We start from the raw sequence: 18,756 nt of genomic DNA, 5'->3' as shown, positions 1-18,756 counted from the left end.
ATAAACCGCAATAGCGGAATTATACAGTTGCTGTATCATTCTCTCCAAATAAGATTGTTTGGATAACGTGATGAGTATTTGGAAAAAATCCTTCACTCTTGAAAGTTTAAATGAGACTTCGGTAAATACGCTAGTTGAACACTTGGGTATTGAGTATTCGGCTTTTGATGACAATAGTTTGTCTGCAGTAATGCCTGTTGAATCAAAGACACACCAGCCGCTTGGGATGCTTCACGGCGGGGCATCTGTGGTGCTAGCTGAGACACTGGGCTCTCTGGCAGCCAATATGTGCGTCGACGACGGCAAATATTGCGTTGGTTTAGATATTAATGCCAATCACCTGCGTGCCATGCGTAGTGGCCATGTTGTTGGTACCGCAGTGCCGGTGCATTTAGGCGCGAAAACGCAAGTCTGGCAGATCGATATTAAGGATCCGCGGGGAAGGATGGTATGCACAAGCCGGCTGACGATTGCAGTTATGACACATAAGAAGGCGGTGGAGTAATGACGATAGTATTCTCAGCCGGGCGGATTATTGCCAATCAACATGAGATCGTTGTTCGGTTAGAAGGGGCTGCACGGGTGTCTTTGCAAGCTACCGTTGATGATATTACCTTGCTTGGCAAAGGGGCGAATGTCATTACGGCTGTCGGTTCCGGCGTGAACTGGTCACTTCGGCTTGATTCGGAACAGCAACTCCAAGAGTTGGCAGATGTCATTGGCGTCGCTATTCAGTAGGGTGTGATACCTGAGTCGCAGGAAGCTGCTTGGGTATTATTTATCAGGCTGTGTATAGCCAATTAGTAGTATTTGTGAGAGCTTGAACTCATTATTGACCATAACGAACCCAAAACTGCTTTTAAAAGGTTATGGTAATACAGGATGAAAATAATTAGGAATTATAGAAAATTCATCGCTTTAACCTGAGTATGTTAATGAGTGAGAAAGGAAGCCAGATTGAATAAATTGCAGCTAAAAAGGATTGCAGAGTTTAGCTATAAAACAATGTTCCGCCAGGCTCCACAAGTCAGTGAAATCCATGAAACATTTTATGGTTGGGTTGTTTTCTTGGCATCACCGGAGGCCAAGGTTGTAGTAAAGTTTTCGCGCGAAATAGGCAGGCTTTCAAAAGAAATTGAAGGTTTGGAACGTCTTAGGCAGGCTTTGCCTTGCCCGGTACCACAGGTTTTGTATTTTGGCCGAGAAGAAGGCTACGATTTTATCATGCTGGAGTGGTTACAAGGGATATCGGCACATCAAATCCCCAATGACCACAAAGCGATCAAGGCTTTCTCAACAAGCTACCTTGAGTTACTTCATTCCTTACACGATATTTCTGAACCGGAAGGGTTTGAAATGAAGAGTGGATGCTTTACGCCCACTTTACCTGAAGCATTTTCCTACTGGATGGAGTCGGTTTACCGGTATATTGTCAGTGAAGTTTCTCCTTTTACTGCCGTGCAAAAAACAGCGTATCAATCGTTGTGGGACAGGCGGAACGATATTTTGTCGACAGCTTCGCCGGAGTCGTCGCTGGTACATGATGATTGTCACGTAGGCAATATTCTTGTGGATCCCAAAACTTATGAAGTTTCCGCGATCCTAGATCCATGTGATGTTGGCTTTAAACACCGGGAAATGGATATTTTCCATTTGTACGATGTTAGGCCAGAGATGCAATTAGCGCAGCTATACCAGCAAGAAACTCCGTTACAACCTGGCTTTGAAGTACGTCGCTGGTACTTTAGTTTGTGGGATGATGCGAAACATAGCCGGAATATGGGGTGGTACGACGAAGCTTGGATCCAAAATAAGCTATCTCAATTTAACCAAACAGCTAATAGCGAGTTTGGGGCTATTGTATAGTGTGATCTTGATTTTGTGGTTGCACCTAATATTTTGAGGATGCCATTGATTGAGCATACTATGTTATAGGTATAAGGAATTATAAATTACCTTTAAGTAATTAATCGCATTGCGCATATTGATGTTGTAGGGATAAATTAAATGAGATTATCGGCTGTATTTATCGCTCTCCTGCTGCTGGCAGGCTGTGCTCAGCAGACTGGGCAGCAGACAGAGTCTTCTCCTGAACCAGACATTGGGGGAGGAACTGTGGAACAACCAGATACTCCGTCTATTGTAGAGCCTGAGCCTCCCGTTACGCCCGAGCCTTTACCCGAACCTGAAGTGAAACCACTTCCTGAAACAGAGGTAAAACCAGAGCCCAAACCTCAACCGGTAGTAACGAAGACCAATGACGGTAAGTTGATACTGGGTAGTGAAGAGTGGTTATGGATTTCGCAAGCCCAGCAACATATCCGTGCTAGGGTGGACGACGGCATGACCCTATCGTCTATTGGTGTCAGCAATGTACAAGCCTTTGAGCGTGATGGCAAAGACTGGGTGAAGTTTAAGGCTGGAGGGCAGGAAGTAGAGCTACCTGTAGAACGCTGGCTGAAGAAGAAAAGTGATTCGCCTCAGGCGGTGGTTAAATTACGTGCCAAACTGGGTGAGCTTAATGAGTTAACGGAGTTTGCACTGACAGCAGGCAAAGGCATTGTGTTGGGGGTGAACTTTATCCGGGATGTTGCCGTGGTAGATAGTAACCGCAAGTTTGTTCAACCTAAAGCGAAATAGCTTACTGCAAATACACGTAAAAACGGCTGAGTTTACTCAGCCGTTTTTCGTTGGGTCTTTTGAGTGAAGAGGATTAGCTCTCTGGTGTTTCTACACTGACCTCATAGCTGGTGAACTTGCGAATATTAATCACACCGGTATCAAAAATGAGGTATTGGCCTTTGATCCCGACTAGGGTGCCTTCAACCACAAGTTCTTTATCGAAGTTATGGGAGGCAATCTTTTTAGGATACTCAGTAACAGGGTACTGGATAGCAACAATCTCTTCATTTAGCTTCTCTACGGCGTCTTCACCGTAAAGTTCCAGCAACTCGTTGATGCGTTGCTCAATAGCCGGCAAAAGGCGCTCTGCTTCGTCTTGAAGAGCGATGTCAGTATTGTCACCTTTTAGCATGGCCCGCCAATTGGTTTTATCGGCGACTAACTCAGCCAAAGCAATTTCTGCAAGACCGGAAATTTGGCGAGTTTTGACCTTTAAAATAGGTAGCGCTTGCGTTGCACCTTGGTCAATCCAACGGGTCGGCAATTGAGTGTGCCTGGTAATGCCTACTTTTAAACCTGAGGTATTTGAAAGATAGACATAGTGGGGAACCATGCAGTTGGCATCACCCCATTCTGGTTCACGGCAAGTCCCTTTCGCGTAATGACAGGTCTCTGGCTTCATAATACACATATCACAGCGGGCCAACTTCTTCATACAAGGAAAGCAGTGGCCTTGGGAGTAACTTTTTTTGGTTTTCTTCCCACAAGAATCACAATAGATATTACCCGTATGGGTAAGCTTGAGGTGCTTGCCAATCAGTGGATTTAATGGGAGTAGCTCATCACCAACAGGGAGTTGGTACTCGACAACGTCGCCGAGTTGAGACTTCATTTTGCTCAGTGTTCCTAGCATGACTTTGCTCTTTGTTATGTTATGCCTCTATCATAACACTTGAGTGATGGTGGGCATATCCTTCGTAGTGCTGGAGTAGGAGTGAATATGGCTGGTAGGTTTGAGGTAGCACAATTATCTCCTGGTTTTATAGAGCCAAATGTATCCAATTTACTTGAATCCGACCGGCGTGAATTGTGGCGTGTTATCAATGAGGCTTTTGCTGAGTATGAAACATTTATTGGTAAGCCATATGAAAGGTTCCCGTCTTACGAACACTTTTTAGAAAGCCTAACGGATGCGAGTAATCACTATCTGTTCATAAAAGCCAATAATGCGTACCTTGCGGGTGTTTGTTATCGGGAGCCAACTGATCAATCCAGTTTGTTATATTTTGGGACTCTCTGGGTATCGGTTATGCACCGGAATAAAGGGCTAGCGTCTCAGCTGATTTATCAACTTGAGCGAGAAGCAAGAAAACGGGGCTTGACTGGCTTAAGTATTCAATTATATCGAATACCCGCACTTATTGATTTATACCGTAGACATCACGGATTTGTCTTTGCAATAGACGAAAACCACGGGAAAATGGTCAAACACTTCGTTTGTAAATAAATGTAATATTAGAGGGTTGAATGTTTACAATGTGTTGTCTGGCGGTATCATTTTATATGCTACTGAGCACCGCAGGTTCTGGCTATAAAACTCGCAGGTGCCTTTATAAATGGAATAATAACAAAGGGAAAGAAGTCATGAAAAAAGTTCTGATTGCAGGATGCGTAATGTTTGCAGCCAGTGTTTCTGCCAGCCCATTTGAAAAGCCTGAAGATGCCATTGAATACCGTCAAGCTGCATTCTCAATGATCGCGACTAACTTCGGTGATTTAGCCGAAATGGTTAAAGGGCGTAAGGATTGGGATCAGCAAACTTTCAGCCAGCGCGCGCAATTTATTTCTCAGTTAACCTATATGCCGGAAGAAGCTTTCAAAGTTGAAGGGTCTGACAAAGGCCAAACCAAAGCAAAACCTGAAATCTGGTCAGATTGGGATGGGTTCAGCGCTAAATTGGATAAGTTCCAGGGTGATATGGCTAATTTAGCGAAAGTATCACTGGATGGTGATGAGCGAGCAACCAAGCGTGCTTTCGGTGAAGCGGCCAAGAACTGCAAGTCATGCCATAGCGATTATAAATATCGCTAGGGATCCAAGCATACTGCGTTAAAAGAAATTGAAAAATGCCAGAGTAGAGTCTGGCATTTTTAGTTAGAACAGGTAAGCAATGACATCCTTGGCGAGGGTAAAATAAATAATTGCGCCAATAACCAAGAATATTACCCAGCCCCAGACGCCATTAACCACTTTAGGTAATGCGTTGCCATCAAGCAGCTTTTTCCCGGTTAGCATTGGTGTAATAAGGTTTTCTTTGCGCAGTAGGTAAACAGCAATAGCCGCTATATGAAGTCCAATAGCACCAAGGATAACATTAAAATTAATCGCGTGGATTTCGGTGAGTAAACTGCTGGTTTCGCCACTGACCAGGTATGCGAAAGGCCCTTCGGAAATAATATCGTCATTGGCAAACAGCCCCGTCGTTAGCTGGGTTGTCAGCAGGATCATAAAAGCGACAACCATATAGGCACCTGCTGGATTGTGGCCAGTTGAGTGTACGGTTTTATCACCCCGAATACTTGACGTTAAATATGAGATTACTGTTCGAGGTGAGCGAACGAAATGGCTGAATTGGGCCGTTTCACTTCCAAACACCCCCCAAATTAGTCGAGTCGCAATAAGTGCTAATAGAAAATAAGCCAAGCTAAAATGCCAATCCATTAACCCTTCTGTACCGGTATACCACAGCCCTGCAATGCTGAGTGCCTGAAGCCAGTGGTAGCCACGGATAAAACTGTCCCACACCGGGTGATGATGGGTATGAGTCATGATCTATTCCTTCGATGAAAAATGATGATGCCATTTTACTCTTTTGAAACATACTAGCTATAGTGTTTGTTGTTTCTTTTCATTTATTTACAAAAATACTTCTCCCTCATATTTGGTTACGTACGAAGCTCGAAAGGGAGCAGTCATCTGAGTGAGGTGTGGAGTTAAGATTAACCCATTATTATTTTTTGCTGATAATTCTTGTGTAGTCACCCGGTGAATTCAAACAATTTCATCCAGGGGCGAGTTTTTGCTTGTACTGTTGTTGGGTTGTTAATCCACACAAAGTAGGATGTTGTTATGAAGGTATGCAAGGTTGCACTAGCTATATCCACCGTTATTTTATTATCTGGGTGTGGTGGGGGCAGCGATGACTCACCAGGTACCAATTCCAATGCAGGTAATGATTCAGGTAATGTTGATAAACCAGAAGTTGAAGTCGATTTAAGTACGCTTAGCGGTTGCATGGATAGCCTTGAAGCGTATTCATTTGATGCTTCGACGGTAGTTAATTCGAGAAGTCATGCGCGTTTATATCAAGTCACTAGATTAAGTCATGGCGAGGAAGTAAAACAACAATTTAAGCAGTCTGAAATTGTTGTAGGGGATCGAGTAGGTTTACCAAATGGTTTATTGCCTGATACGAATGTGAAGGTTACACAAATTTCAATTGCAACTGAAGGTGCTGATGCAAACCCATGGAATCCAAGCTTTGAGCATTCTTATGTTAATGCAGACAGCTCTCAATATATAGGCATTCAGGATGTATTTAGTCGTTGGTGGTTCACGAATATTGATTCGAATAAACCAAATGACTTGAATATTGATGAAGTGACTCAGTTTTGGGTAGACAGGGTCGATCAATTTTCTCCAACAGAGCCGATAAGGCATGAAAACTTATATGCAACCTACAAAGGGAAGGAAACTATTGACACTCTATTAGGAGAAAGGGATGTTTGTGTCGTTGAGTATTCTTCTGAGCTAACGTTAATTGATAATACGGGCGAGGAACCTTCAGAAGTTCTTCATATTGTTGAAAGTAGCACAGAGTATCTTGACAAAGATAATATCGTTCAGCGAATCGTTAAAGATTATAGTGAATATGACCCAGCTGACCAAGATACAGTCATTGGAGGATATACAGGTTATACAAAAGAGCTTATTGGGCTTGTATATGAAGAACAGTTAGTTGGTGTTGATCCTGAAAATTACCTAGTACCTGAAGATGGTTTTGCATCTATGTCGCAATGCTTAGCGTCTCTGCCTGATAGTGATTATGTTGCTGATGCTGGTGTTCAGATAGAGTATTTGATGACGAGAGGTAAAGGTGAAGGCGATGAACTGGTAATACAGGATGCAACTTATACTTTAACTCCCAATAGTTCAGAAGGGATAAGCTGGAAAGGTCAAGAAAACCTCAATACCTCAACGTTGCATGGTGCCTTCATTGATTATTCTGATCTAGATGCTGAGCCTTATTATGAGTTTACAGAAACTTACTATGAAACCCCTGATACGGGTGTAATGGTTGGCTTTGAAGCGACAGAGAATGGTTTTGATTACACCGCTTGGGGAGCAATGCATGTTCTTTCTGAAAGCCAATCGGCAGTCAGTGGCTTCTATATGCCAGACGTCAGGCTGGCTCATGGGGAGTTGCTCAATGCCACACCGGAGCTGGATAACTTTATACAGGTGATGAGCACGGTCTTTGTTGGAACGGAAGCTATTTATGATGCTGTTACAGATGAAACAGTGCCAGCATGTAAAGAATATCGCCGCTGGGAAGCTGATTATTTTACTGAGTCTGGTGAAGTCGCATTAGATGATGAAGGTAAACCAGTGACAGAATTTAATGAGGAAGTCAGTTATTATGATAATCGAGGCTTGATTACCCGACATCGGGTTACTCATAACTGGGACAGTGAAATTTGGAACCGGGAACACATTCTTACTAAAGAATGATTTGAAAGCATTCTGCTCTAGAAAGAAAAAGGTCTAACTGATGAGTTAGACCTTTTTGTTTGATTAGCTCTATTTAGCGATTTTCAATCCGGTTATAGTCGAGCAACCCTGACTCAACAGGAAACATGTTTTGGTTTATTTCGTTGAGCTTATCGCTAAAGGACCAGAAATCTGGGCTAGTGCGGCGCACACCGTATTTATCCAAAAATAGGCGATAATCTTCTTCTGTCTGAATGGAACTGAACTGTTTTGCTGCAGTCGTCAATTCTGACTCTTGAAGGTGCCAGAAGGCCCTTGGATAACTACCGAGCAATCCGCGCACTAAGGTTACATCGTCCTGAGCAGGCAGTCGGTTAGACTCCTCGTCAAATAGGCTTGAGATGTTTTTATGGGCGCTATTTCGAATCAGGGTGAATAGCTCAGCTTCTTGGTTTGGCTCTGTCGGCTCGACCATAATGAAGGTGATTTCTGGCAGCAGGCTGGCTTGTTTACCGCTCAATCTGTTCAGCTTATACAAAGCAAGAGAACCGTTTTGAGCCATTCGTGACTGGGTGAAATCATAGCGGACAGGCAGTACGACTTTCAGTTTCTCTTGAAGCATACCGAACAGCTCATTTTTTGTATGCTGGGTGTGGAATTTGATTCCAGTGGGTTGATCAAATTCATTGATATCCCCCTGAAGGTAGTCGCTGAGGTGCTTATTTGAGCCTTGATACCAATAGGCAAGCTGTTCACGGCGTACATCGGCTGGGAGTAATGATAGGAAATTAGACTCACCCTCCATACGCAGGAAGTCCATATACATGCGAGTCACTAGCTGGTGGCCAAAGTTCCCGTATACGTCGAAGCCGGCAACCAATAGGTAGTGGATACGCTCTAATAGTGAGTAGTCGATAACCCATGCCGTCTTAGGCTGACTGCCTACGAGCCCCTTGGTAACGGTGGCGCTGTCGAAGTGGCGGAACACTGTTAGGCTGGCATTGTCGTTGTATCCATCACCATCCCAGATGAGCTCGCTCGTGAGGTGCTCACCATTCTTAAATGCATCATTAAGAAAAGCATTCTTTGCTTTGAGGAAACGGCCTTGCTGTTTGGAATAAGATATCCAATTAGCGACTGGCAGTGTGTTACTTTCATTTTCTGCCGGCAGCCTTAAATTATCTGCCTGTGTTTCGTAAAACGCATCAACAGCAGGGGTGTTGGCCAGTGCTGGGTCGACAAAGAATACCCAGAAATGGTCATTAATCACATTCAACGCCAACTGGCCTCGGCATACAGGGCCTTTGATGAACCCCATGATGGTATTCTGGGCGTTGTCTATCATAAAGCGATAACGGCTATCGACTGGGATTTGTTTGAATGCAATCAGTGGATTGGCGGCAATGTCCGGATGGTAGCTAGGCATTGACGATACCTTGTACTCCGGCTCGATAAACAACGTATTGAAACGGGCCAGTTTGGCTTTATTCAAGGCATAAGGCATATGGGTCTTATCGACGATGGTTTCCCTGACGGGTTGGAAGCGGTAGTACACCCTCTTTACACCAGGGTCGTCGTAAGGGCGTCTCGTTGCGATAAGATCGATTGGCTCTCCAGGCGCTGTGCGAGAGCGAACGAGATTAAAAAATGTAGGGTGTTGTTCGTCTGAAAAGTAAAGATGAGAGACAAACAAATGCTCGTAAATGTAACGACTGGCAAGTTGCTGCTTCAGGCTACTGCCGTTTAGGAAAGTTTCCCATTCAGTCACTTTAGCTAGGGTTGATATGCTTGGCTGAGGTGCCGTTGCCATCAGGGCGCCACTTGCCAGCCAGTCCATCAAAACTTGATTTTCTTTGTCACTAATTTGCGGCAGGCCATACGGCATACCCCATTGCGGGTAATTTTGCTCATATTTGGCCATTTCCTCAATGGTGGGGCACTGCTGATTTCGGTCTAAAGAGAAGTCCCATTCGTCATGGTTAAGGACTTTCTGCTCAGGGAGCGGGTGTGCCTGTTTCAACTGAAGCATACGCGCCATAACACCGGCTTGGGTATTAGCCTCTTCAGATTGGATTCGCTCATTAAGAACAGGGTTGAAGCCCTTATCCCGCCATTCTGCAGTGGACTGTGCATCAATAAACATACGTGTTGTATTTGCTGCCAGAAGCCGAGTGCCTTCATAGACTTTTTCTTTGCTGGCTCCGCGATCTATGCCTTCTGCCGACGACATTTTTAATTGGCAGGGCGCATCATAACAGGCATGGCAAACCACACAGCGATTTTCGATGATCGGCTTCACTGTGTCCAAGTAATGATTGGCAACGGGCGAGGGAGCAACAGCTAATCGTTCCTGGGGTTGGGGTTTCCCGTACCGTTGATCGAAATTAATCCCGGCATAGACAGCACAGCCGGAAAATATAAGCAGCAGAGAAAACAGCCACATTCGTTTAAAGGATTTGTGTTTTAGAATCATTTTTATTCTTTCTTAGTGCTAGCACGCTAATCAGTAAGCGTGGTATGAGCTAATGTCATGGGTAAGTTTATCAAAATTCGCGAATGCCGTGTAAAAGCTATACTACCTTGTTAGTACTCACCGACGACGGGGCGATGAAATGGGCTATGTGGCAAGGGTAGTATCATTTATATTCTTGGTTTTCTTTAATTCACAAATAATTGCAGCAGAGCCATTACCCAGTTGGAATGACACAGAGATCAAAAAAGACATAATCTCTTATATTGAAAGTGTCACAGAACAATCAAATGAAAGGTACCAGCCACCCGAAAAGCGTATCGCCGTGTTTGACAACGATGGCACCTTGTGGAATGAAAAACCGGTTTATATTCATCTTCAGGCTGTGTTCCATACATTAAAAGAGCAATTAGAAAATGACTCAACCCTGGCAAATAGGCAGCCATGGGCGACAATAGCCTCCGGAAAGTTGGATCCTTCGCATTACGTTCAGATGTTTTCTCAAGAGAGTTTTGGTTTGGACAGTGTTGTCGAGCAGTTGGTGGGGACGCCTTACGTGGGTATGACTAGCAAAGACTACCGGGCATCGAACAAAGCATTCCTATCTGGCTGGAAGCACCCAAAATATAACGTGGGCTACCAAAGCTTGACCTATCAGCCAATGAAAGAGCTGGTTGCCTACCTGCAAGAGCATCAGTTTAAAGTTTACATATACACGGCAGATGAAGGTGACTTCTTAAGACCGTTAGCCATGGAGCTCTATAATATCCCACCCGAAAATGTATTTGGCTCGGCTTTTAAGCATGATTTGACTTTCGAGGAGGGTAAAGGCGTGTTAACCCGATCATCCCGGTTAGTTTGGTTCAATAATTGGGCAAATAAAGTTGAGTTAATACAGCGTACGTTTGGTGATCAAATCCCCTTAATTGCAGTAGGCAATTCAAACGGAGATGAACATATGCTTCATTACACTGCGAGCTTTGGTGGACTGTCTCTCTGGTTGCATCATGATGATGAGGAAAGAGAAGACAAATATGATAAGCATACCGACAAACTCCAGCAACTTACTCAGCAAGGCGAGATTAAGCAAATTAACATGAGTAAGGATTGGAAGGCAGTTTTCTAATGCCTTAATTGTTACTTTGTAACACTGTGGGGGGGGGTTATCCCCTGCATGCCGCTTGTAATTAAAGATCTTTGCGTCTTTATCACTATTATGAACCCAGAAAATGCCAACTTCCTCATTCAAGACTAAATCTATGTAAGGTTGCTGATAGAGCAGGTAGGTGTAACTGACATTTTTGCTGATAAATTGATCTTTGAGTTTATGCTCAAGCGTGAGTGCCGTAGATAACTCTTCTGTAATGAACTCATTGGGTTGGTAAGCCCAATGGTACATGATTGGCTTTAGCTCTATGGTTGAAATAAACGGTGATTCATTTTCAACCACTGTCAACGTTGCAGAGCTGATTGACAAAGCATGGTGATAACCCGTTTTTTCCTCAGAAATAAAATTCAAATAGGAAAAATTAAATTTGTTTTCGTCATCCCTGGTGATGTAGTGGTAAACCACTTGTGAATCAATCCCCGATTGATCGATAAAGTTCATCAAAACTTGGGATGTCGGATCCCGAGCCAAATCTGTTTGAATAATCGGATAAGGGCGTGAAAGCGGGAGATCCACGAGTATATCGTTGGTAAACTGAGTCCAGCCATCTGTACTGACTTGATACGAGAAGTCAGTTTGCGGTGTGCAGTGTTTATTCTCATCCATACGACACCAAGCTAAGGAATAAGAGTCTGCTCCTTTGTAAGCATATAGCTTGAGGTCTGTTAAGTCCGGTGCTTCTTCTAGCTGAGAATAGACTTCATACAGTTCATCAAGTTTATTCTGAAGATCAGATATCCCAGCTTCGCTGGTGGATACCAGTGTAACTGTAATATTTTGCAGCATCGTCGTACGGACTATGTAATGCTCTTTATCCGGGTACTTATAGCCTGTGAACCATAGGTAGCCGCCAATGAGCAAAAAAACAGCGGCTAAAGCCGCAACCGAAAAATATGGCAAGAAAGGAGCGGTTTTCTTTATGACTGTTGTTGTCGATAAGTCGGTGTACTTTTCGGTTTTGACTTGAGTTATTTGGTAACCGACTCGGGGTAGGGTCTCGATGATCTCCCCTTTGGCTTTTTCCTGCAGTTTGACGCGCAGGCTTCGGATCGCTTGGAATAATGATGCTTCTGATACGACACGGTCAGGCCAACCAGCGTTGAGTAAATTTTCCTTAGTGACAGGGCTGTTAGCATGCTCGATAAGATAGAGCAGTATATATTGTTCTGAGAGGTTGAGTTTTTGACTGGTCGAGTCGGATTTAATCACCCCGAGAGCAGGAATAAAAGTAAGCTCATTGGAAAATGTAAACTGCTTTTGGCCAGGCATTGTTACCTCAGAAGCTATCTCTTATCGGATATTGTAGTGGCTGATTGGTGTTTAGGGACATTCAGCGGTGTGCTGATGATAGAAAGCGCTTATCTTATCATGAAAAAAAATAAATGGTATGTGAATGCAGTTTCTATAGAGAAGAAGGGAGGACACAATGGTCCTCCCTGTTACCTTGTATGACCAATAGCGGCTACTGGCTTATTTTTTGAAAATCTCTTGGAACTCACGCTTCATAGGTGGGTTACGGCGAGCTTTTTTCAACTGCTTGCACATGTCTTTAACACAGTTATGCAGCACTTTATCAAGCATTACTGCTTTATAATCAGTGTATTCTTCATCAGTCATGTCTGATGGCTTTTCTGATTCCTGCATTTCACCCAGGAAGTCGACGCCCGAGTAACTTTGGCTAAGGGCAATCAACGCATGGAACTGTTCAAAGTTATCAAGCACATTCTGTGCACTTGCAGGCAGCTGATCCCAAGCTTCACGTGAAGTTGGTTCAGATGCTTTGTAAACGTTAATTAGCATGTCAAGAAGCTCTTCAGGCACCTCTTCAAACTCGACTACTTGGCGTAGTTCTGGCGAACAATCGTCAAGAGTGAATTTCACTTCTTCAATTGTTTGATCTTCGTTTTTTTCAATATCAGACATAGCTAATTCCTAAAGCATGAATTTATTTAAGGGAGGGAATCCTATAGCCCTTTATTTAAATGTCAACTTATATACCAAAGTGACTGGGTAATAAGATAGCGGAATATCAACGATAATCACGTTAAATCGCTCACGTTTATACTCTGTAACCTTGGTTTGAACCGTGAGAGGAAACGTTTTTTGTTGTTTATTGGATGCGCGGTAGCCAAGAGGTGGTTGTTCAACAAGTTGCGTAAATTACCCAAGATGGCAAAATTACGTTTTATTCTGTGCTATAAATAGCTTAAGGAATAGTCAATATATCAATAGGATGCTTAGATGGAAGCGATGCGGATATTACTAGTTGACGATGTGCATCTAGAACGGATGCAGCTGGCTATGCGGTTACAGCGACTTGGGCATGTGGTTGAAGCTGTTGCTTCAGGCCAAGAAGCCATAGAGAAATATCCGCTGTTTGATCCAGATTTGTTGCTGCTAGATGTCAGTATGCCCGACATGAGCGGAACGGAAGTGGCTGAGCAGATCCGAATCAAACACCCTGACTGGGTGCCTATTATCTTTCTCAGTGGCCATGATGAGCCAGAAATGATTGCCAAAGCGATCGATATGGGAGGAGATGATTATATTGTCAAACCGGTGAACAAGATCGTTCTAGCCGCGAAGCTCAAAGCGATGCAGCGAATTGCCCATATGCGTCACCAGCTCAAAGATACCACCAAGAGCCTTGAGCAAGCGAATGAGAGATTGTCACAGCAAGTCAATGAGGACGGTTTGACTAAGTTGGCTAACCGCCGTTACTTGGATAGCAAGCTGGCGGAGTTTATCTCTTGGCATGGTCGTAATACTTTCCCACTAACGTTGATCATGCTAGATGTTGACCATTTCAAGCTATATAACGATCACTACGGCCATCTAGAGGGTGACCGTTGTTTGCAGGCGGTTGCCTCAGATTTGAAGAAAAACTTTAGTCGAGCTGGTGAACTTGCTGCCCGATATGGGGGCGAAGAATTTGTGATTGCATTGAGTAATTGCGATAAAACTCGTGCTGTACGAGAGTGTGAACGGCTAAAGGATTGCATTCAACAGCTTGAAATTCCCCATTCCAAGTCAACCACATCGGACATAGTTACTGTTAGCCAAGGTATGGTCTCTTGGGTTCCTACGGGCTTAGAAACGGTCGAAAACATGTACGAGATCGTCGACCGTGTACTTTACAAAGCAAAAGAGCAAGGTAGGAACCGATTTGTTGCGGCTGAATTTACCTAACGCCTCCCTCCGTTTGTTGATCTAGTTAACATTTTGTACTTTACCAAGCGACATTTGGCTGTTTTGCAGCCAAATGATCCGCCATGTGCTTGCCGTAACTATCTTCAGTGATAATCTGCTGTTAGGTTGAAATGCCTAGCGCAGTGTACATTCTTTTGAGCAGCAGCGATGCTTTGATACGAATGCAAGTTTGTTTTCAGCTATGCTCAATGGAATTTGTATTGTAAAAAGAAAAAGGTGAGGGAAGATCATGGATATTTGCTTTTCGCAGACAGAAGCGCGCGTGCTAGGTTGCTTACTTGAAAAAGAGGTAACCACGCCTGATCAATACCCATTAACACTGAATGCACTGACGACAGCCAGTAATCAGAAGAGTAACCGAGAACCTGTGATGTCGCTTACAGAAGCTGAAGTGCAAGATACTATTGAAGCGCTGAAGGCGAAAAGGTTTGTACAAGAAGTAACAGCTGGTTTAGGTAGTCGTGTGGCTAAATACCAGCATCGTTTCTGTAATACTGAATTCAGCACTTTCCAGTTTAGTGCGCAAGAAAAAGCGATTATCTGTGTGATGTTGCTGCGTGGCCCACAATCTCCTGGTGAACTGCGAACCCGTACTAATCGCCTGTGCAGTTTCTCCGATGTGAAAGAAGTCGAATCTGTACTGAGTACTTTGTCGGAACATCCGAAGGGCCCATTTGTTGTCCAGCTGCCTAAAGAATCAGGCAAACGTGATTATCGCTACATGCATCTATTTAGCGGCGAGATAGACCTCGAGGAGCTTCAACAACAGGCTGCATCTTCTGCAAGCTCACCGTCCTCTCCGACCTCTGAGCGCTTAACGGCCTTGGAAGAAGAAGTCGTAGAGCTTAAAAAAGAAGTGCAAGAGCTCAAAGCAATGCTTGAATCGTTAACTTCATAAGTGTCAAATAGCGTGAGTGTTGTTAGCCCAGCAAAAGCTGGGCTTTTTTGTAAGGTGTAAAGAAAAATGGCCTGTACTAACCCTGCTCAACCGACAGAAAGTGAAGGGCAAGAGAATAAAGTTAGCCATTGGTCGGTCTATTTAATTAGGACAGCGGATAACCAACTGTATTGCGGTGTAACAACAGATGTAGCGAGGCGCTTCAAAGAGCATACTTCCACAAAGCGTGGGGCAAAGTATTTAAAAGGCAAAGGGCCTCTGGTTTTAGCTTGGAGTGAGTGTGTGGGAGACAAACGCTTAGCCATGCAGCTTGAATATAAGATAAAGCGTCTGCCAAAACGTACTAAGGAGCAAATTGTTACAGGCAATGTAAATGTGTTGAGCTTGGTTGAATAAGGGTTAGCTCAGCGGATAGAAAGAAGGTTTCTGCCTTTTTTGAAGATCTTTTGGATGTTTGTTAGACAATTGAAATTGAACCTTCTTCCTGTACAAACTACACTGCATTTATTATTTCTATATCATTTTTTTATTTTTCTAGGAAAATTTTATGGCACTTAAAGCCACTATCTACAAAGCCCAGTTCAATGTTGCCGATCTTGACCGACATGTGTATCTCGATCAACAGCATACGTTGGCTTGCCATCCATCAGAGACGTTACAGCGACTGATGCTAAGGCTGATCGCATGGGGCTTTAATGCCGATGAAGATTTGCAGTTTACCAAAGGGCTTTGTGAAGCCGATGAGCCGGCACTATGGAAAAAAAGCCTGACGGATGACATCGAACTATGGATTGACTTAGGCCTACCTGATGAAAAGCGATTGAAGAAAGCTGCTCATAAGGCGAAAAAAGTGATTATTGTCGCTTATGGCGATCATGCTGCACCAGTATGGTGGAAACAGCACCAGGCGAAAGTAAGCCAATATGGCAACATTTCTGTTGTGTTCTTTAAAGATGAAACACTGGCTGAACTCGAGACTATGGTTGAGCGTTCGATGAACCTCCAGTTAACTATCGAAGCCGAACAGGGTTGGCTAATGCTCGGTGACAAGAGTTGCACCCTGTCACCAGAGTGGTGGCTTCGCTAACAGGGGGCGTAAGCCTTAATACCGTTGACGGCTGTCACTGAATAGTCATCTAAGCCCTTCATGATATTCTCCTGTATACCTAGATTGATACTGCTGCCCGAGCATCGGGCGGCGTTCGCCTTTTCAGCAACAAGGAGTTGTGCAATGCCATCGAATGTGCATGCTTTAGCATCAAAAGTGTGGAACTATCATCTTCTTAACCACACCCTTTCCCCCTCAGACTGCATCTTCGTGCTCGGCAGTAATGATATACGAGTCGCTGAGTATGCGGCGAAGTTGTTTCTCGAAGGATATGCACCATATATTGTCTTTTCTGGTGGGGAGGGAGAGCTAACTAGAGGTATGTTTAAGGGGTCAGAAGCTGAAGCGTTTGCAGAGATTGCTTTGGATATGGGGGTGCCGGAGGATGCGATTCTCCTTGAGCCACAATCCACTAATACGGGAGAGAATGTCCAGTTTACCCGGGCGTTACTTGAGATGAAGGGGCTGCAGCCAGAGAGCTTTATTATCGTTCAGAAGCCGTTTATGGAAAGAAGAGCCTATGCGACTTTCAAGCAGAACTGGCCTGGCAAACAAGTCCTTGTGACTTCACCCCCTATAGACTTTGATGAGTACCCGAATGAAGCCTTGTCATACAGTGATGTTATCAATGTCATGCTAGGTGATCTCCAGCGTATTAAAGTGTATCCGTCATATGGCTACTCTGTAGAGCAAGACATTCCTGATGAAGTATGGACAGCCTATAAAGAGTTGGTCGAGCTCGGTTTCAAGGAGCATCTGCTCATTTAACTGTGATTCTACAAAATGTAAAAAAGCCCTTTTTAAACAGGGCTTTGTATAAAGCGAACTGACCTTATTGTGCCGCGTTCATGCCTTGCTCCCAAAAAGCAACTTCCATTCTGGTCGCTGTTTTGAAAATCTCACATAGGCGCTGGCCGCGTCTGCTTTCCAGTGGAATTTCTTCAAGCATGGCATCTAGTCGACGAATGGTTTCTTCCACCCCTGACTGGAAATCTTCACCACTGTATAGCTCAATCCAACTACGGTAGGGGTTACCCTCAAGTTTTGTTTCAGACCATTTCTCCAGGCGCTGACCCACAACGGCATAGCCAATGGCACAAGGTGCTAGAGCAGTGAAAAGATCAATGCGGTCACCAGCCATGCCGGTATCCAACACATAACGGGTGTAGGATACGGTACCAAAATCTTCTGGCTCAGCTTCCATTTCTTCTGCAGATAGACCCCAAGTCTGACAGTACTCGATGTGGTGGTTCATTTCTGACTCTAGCAAAGCCGTTAGCCCTGGAAGTGGCTCCCGCATCTCAGCAAGTGTTGTTGACTTGAAGATAGCCAGTGCATAAGCACGGGCATAGTGCTTTAGGAACAAGTAATCTTGCTTTAGGTAGTGGAAGAAAGCGTATTTGTTCAAATCACCGGTAGCCAATTGGTTAACAAAGTCATGCTCGGTGTAGTCTTCCCAATCTTGCTGGCAGTAGCGGATCAGATCTTGGTATTCCATGGTGTATCCTTAAAAACGGGTTGTCTAATGACTTAATAGGTCAGCACGTAATCTTTGGCTTTTGGCAGCGACTTAATAATGCCGTGCTGTTTCATGAACTCAGCGTATTCATCGTAACGTTTCAGTTCTACAGCGCCTGGTCGCAAAGCGAAGCGTGTCAATGTATCTTCCCAGGCTCTACGGTTGAGGTCGTTGTCCAAGGTATCTGGCGAGTAGGCGACGAACTCTTTCCAAGCCTGTTCCGGATGGTTAATTAGGTATACTGTTGCTTTTTCAATAGCGGTGTTAAAACGATTAATCGTTTCCGGATCATACTTGTGTTTGTTGGCAACGAAGATCAGCTCATCATAAGGCGGTACGCCGTGTTCTTCTGGGAAGAAAGCTGTTGCGTTATAACCTTCAATCGCGAGTTGGTTAAGCTCAAAATTTCTTAACCCGCCCCAAATCGCATCAACTTGCCCTGATGCCAGTGAGGAGGATAGTGCCCAGCCAACATTGATAATCTTGACGCTATCCATCTCGACACCTTCTGAGGCCAACATTGTGCCAATGCTGGCACCCTCGTTACCACTGATGGCGACACCTATGTTTTTCCCTTTTAAATCTGCCAGCGACTTGATACCGGATTTATCCAGCACGATGAGAGAGTTCAATGGTCCTGAAATAAGAGTGGCAGAACGAACCAGAGGAAGTTTTGCTGCCGTACTTGAGATAAGCGTACTCTGGTAGGAAACGGCGAGGTCGATACGGCCTGCGGCAACTAATTTATCCGGAACGCTTGGGTCCGCAGGCTCTTGAATTTGAACGTCTAGGCCTTGCTTAGCAAACCAGCCTTTTTCTTTGGCAAGAATGATTGGGCCGTGGTTTGGATTGACGAACCAGTCCAGCATGAGAGTGACTTTTTCTTGTGCCGAAGCGCCAAAAGAGGCCAGAATTAACGCGGCAGCGGTGACAATTTTTGGTTTTACCGCTTTCAAAATATTGAATTTCATTAAATTTCCTTGGTGTTGAG

General features: G+C 44.3%; 19 protein-coding genes. 12 read left to right on the top strand and 7 right to left on the bottom strand.

The window, feature by feature from the left end:
- Positions 1–70: 70 nt before the first annotated feature.
- From ACXAGQ_RS19000 to ACXAGQ_RS18985, 4 genes are all read left to right on the top strand, one after another.
- Complete coding sequence (locus tag ACXAGQ_RS19000; protein WP_475255943.1) at positions 71–505, top strand: hotdog fold thioesterase; 435 nt, start codon at positions 71–73, stop codon at positions 503–505.
- Positions 505–738 carry a DUF3389 domain-containing protein gene (locus ACXAGQ_RS18995; protein WP_475255942.1) on the top strand — a complete coding sequence of 78 codons (234 nt, stop codon included), beginning with the start codon at positions 505–507 and terminating at the stop codon, positions 736–738. Before ACXAGQ_RS19000 ends, ACXAGQ_RS18995 begins: the two co-directional genes overlap by 1 nt.
- Before the next feature lie 219 nt (positions 739–957).
- Complete coding sequence (locus ACXAGQ_RS18990) at positions 958–1,866, top strand: phosphotransferase (RefSeq protein WP_475255940.1); 909 nt, start codon at positions 958–960, stop codon at positions 1,864–1,866.
- 141 nt (positions 1,867–2,007) lie between these two features.
- Positions 2,008–2,640 (top strand): putative ATP-dependent zinc protease, encoded by a 633-nt coding sequence (locus ACXAGQ_RS18985; RefSeq protein WP_475255939.1) that lies wholly within the window; start codon positions 2,008–2,010, stop codon positions 2,638–2,640.
- Between the two features lie 73 nt (positions 2,641–2,713).
- Here ACXAGQ_RS18985 and ACXAGQ_RS18980 read toward each other — a convergent pair whose 3' ends face one another.
- On the bottom strand, positions 2,714–3,535 hold the full coding sequence (locus ACXAGQ_RS18980) for a DUF2797 domain-containing protein (protein ID WP_475255937.1): 822 nt from the start codon (positions 3,533–3,535) through the stop codon (positions 2,714–2,716).
- 87 nt (positions 3,536–3,622) lie between these two features.
- Here ACXAGQ_RS18980 and ACXAGQ_RS18975 point away from each other — a divergent pair, with 87 nt between their 5' ends.
- Together ACXAGQ_RS18975 and ACXAGQ_RS18970 are read left to right on the top strand one after the other, a co-directional pair.
- Positions 3,623–4,129, top strand: coding sequence for a GNAT family N-acetyltransferase (locus tag ACXAGQ_RS18975; RefSeq protein ID WP_475255936.1), 507 nt, complete (start codon positions 3,623–3,625; stop codon positions 4,127–4,129).
- 137 nt (positions 4,130–4,266) lie between these two features.
- On the top strand, positions 4,267–4,713 hold the full coding sequence (locus ACXAGQ_RS18970) for a c-type cytochrome (protein ID WP_475255935.1): 447 nt from the start codon (positions 4,267–4,269) through the stop codon (positions 4,711–4,713).
- 63 nt (positions 4,714–4,776) lie between these two features.
- Here ACXAGQ_RS18970 and ACXAGQ_RS18965 read toward each other — a convergent pair whose 3' ends face one another.
- Positions 4,777–5,451, bottom strand: a complete 675-nt coding sequence (locus ACXAGQ_RS18965) for a cytochrome b/b6 domain-containing protein (RefSeq protein ID WP_475255934.1) — start codon at positions 5,449–5,451, stop codon at positions 4,777–4,779.
- A gap of 300 nt (positions 5,452–5,751) precedes the next feature.
- Here ACXAGQ_RS18965 and ACXAGQ_RS18960 point away from each other — a divergent pair, with 300 nt between their 5' ends.
- Entirely contained in the window at positions 5,752–7,413 is a 1,662-nt protein-coding gene (locus ACXAGQ_RS18960; RefSeq protein ID WP_475255932.1) for a hypothetical protein, read from the top strand.
- Positions 7,414–7,486: 73 nt separating this feature from the next.
- Here the strand turns inward: ACXAGQ_RS18960 and ACXAGQ_RS18955 are convergent, their stop codons facing one another.
- The 3 genes from ACXAGQ_RS18955 to ACXAGQ_RS18945 all read right to left on the bottom strand — a co-directional run bounded on the left by ACXAGQ_RS18955 (position 7,487) and on the right by ACXAGQ_RS18945 (position 12,953).
- Complete coding sequence (locus ACXAGQ_RS18955) at positions 7,487–9,865, bottom strand: fatty acid cis/trans isomerase (RefSeq protein WP_475255931.1); 2,379 nt, start codon at positions 9,863–9,865, stop codon at positions 7,487–7,489.
- A gap of 937 nt (positions 9,866–10,802) precedes the next feature.
- Positions 10,803–12,299, bottom strand: coding sequence for a winged helix-turn-helix domain-containing protein (locus ACXAGQ_RS18950; protein WP_475255930.1), 1,497 nt, complete (start codon positions 12,297–12,299; stop codon positions 10,803–10,805).
- A gap of 201 nt (positions 12,300–12,500) precedes the next feature.
- Complete coding sequence (locus tag ACXAGQ_RS18945; RefSeq protein WP_475255928.1) at positions 12,501–12,953, bottom strand: DUF3069 domain-containing protein; 453 nt, start codon at positions 12,951–12,953, stop codon at positions 12,501–12,503.
- Between the two features lie 318 nt (positions 12,954–13,271).
- On the opposite strand from ACXAGQ_RS18945, the gene ACXAGQ_RS18940 reads away from it, so the two are divergent.
- From ACXAGQ_RS18940 to ACXAGQ_RS18920, 5 genes are all read left to right on the top strand, one after another.
- Entirely contained in the window at positions 13,272–14,219 is a 948-nt protein-coding gene (locus ACXAGQ_RS18940; RefSeq protein ID WP_475255927.1) for a GGDEF domain-containing response regulator, read from the top strand.
- Between the two features lie 250 nt (positions 14,220–14,469).
- Positions 14,470–15,138: a YceH family protein gene (locus ACXAGQ_RS18935; protein ID WP_475255925.1), complete on the top strand. Its 669-nt coding sequence runs from the start codon at positions 14,470–14,472 to the stop codon at positions 15,136–15,138.
- A 66-nt stretch (positions 15,139–15,204) separates the two neighbouring features.
- Positions 15,205–15,534, top strand: coding sequence for a GIY-YIG nuclease family protein (locus ACXAGQ_RS18930; protein WP_475255923.1), 330 nt, complete (start codon positions 15,205–15,207; stop codon positions 15,532–15,534).
- A gap of 151 nt (positions 15,535–15,685) precedes the next feature.
- Positions 15,686–16,225, top strand: coding sequence for a YaeQ family protein (locus ACXAGQ_RS18925; protein ID WP_475255922.1), 540 nt, complete (start codon positions 15,686–15,688; stop codon positions 16,223–16,225).
- A gap of 144 nt (positions 16,226–16,369) precedes the next feature.
- A complete protein-coding gene (locus ACXAGQ_RS18920) occupies positions 16,370–17,014 on the top strand; it encodes a YdcF family protein (protein ID WP_475255920.1) in 645 nt (214 codons plus the stop codon).
- Positions 17,015–17,078: 64 nt separating this feature from the next.
- Here ACXAGQ_RS18920 and tenA read toward each other — a convergent pair whose 3' ends face one another.
- The gene (tenA, locus tag ACXAGQ_RS18915; protein WP_475255919.1) at positions 17,079–17,744 is read right to left on the bottom strand and encodes a thiaminase II; all 666 of its coding nucleotides are present in this window, start codon (positions 17,742–17,744) and stop codon (positions 17,079–17,081) included.
- A gap of 32 nt (positions 17,745–17,776) precedes the next feature.
- The gene (locus ACXAGQ_RS18910) at positions 17,777–18,736 is read right to left on the bottom strand and encodes an ABC transporter substrate-binding protein (RefSeq protein WP_475255917.1); all 960 of its coding nucleotides are present in this window, start codon (positions 18,734–18,736) and stop codon (positions 17,777–17,779) included.
- Between the last annotated feature and the right edge of the window lie 20 nt (positions 18,737–18,756).

It is taken from the genome of Photobacterium sp. ABD4_091, assembly GCF_056160145.1.
This window is presented reverse-complemented; position numbering and strand designations above follow the sequence as displayed.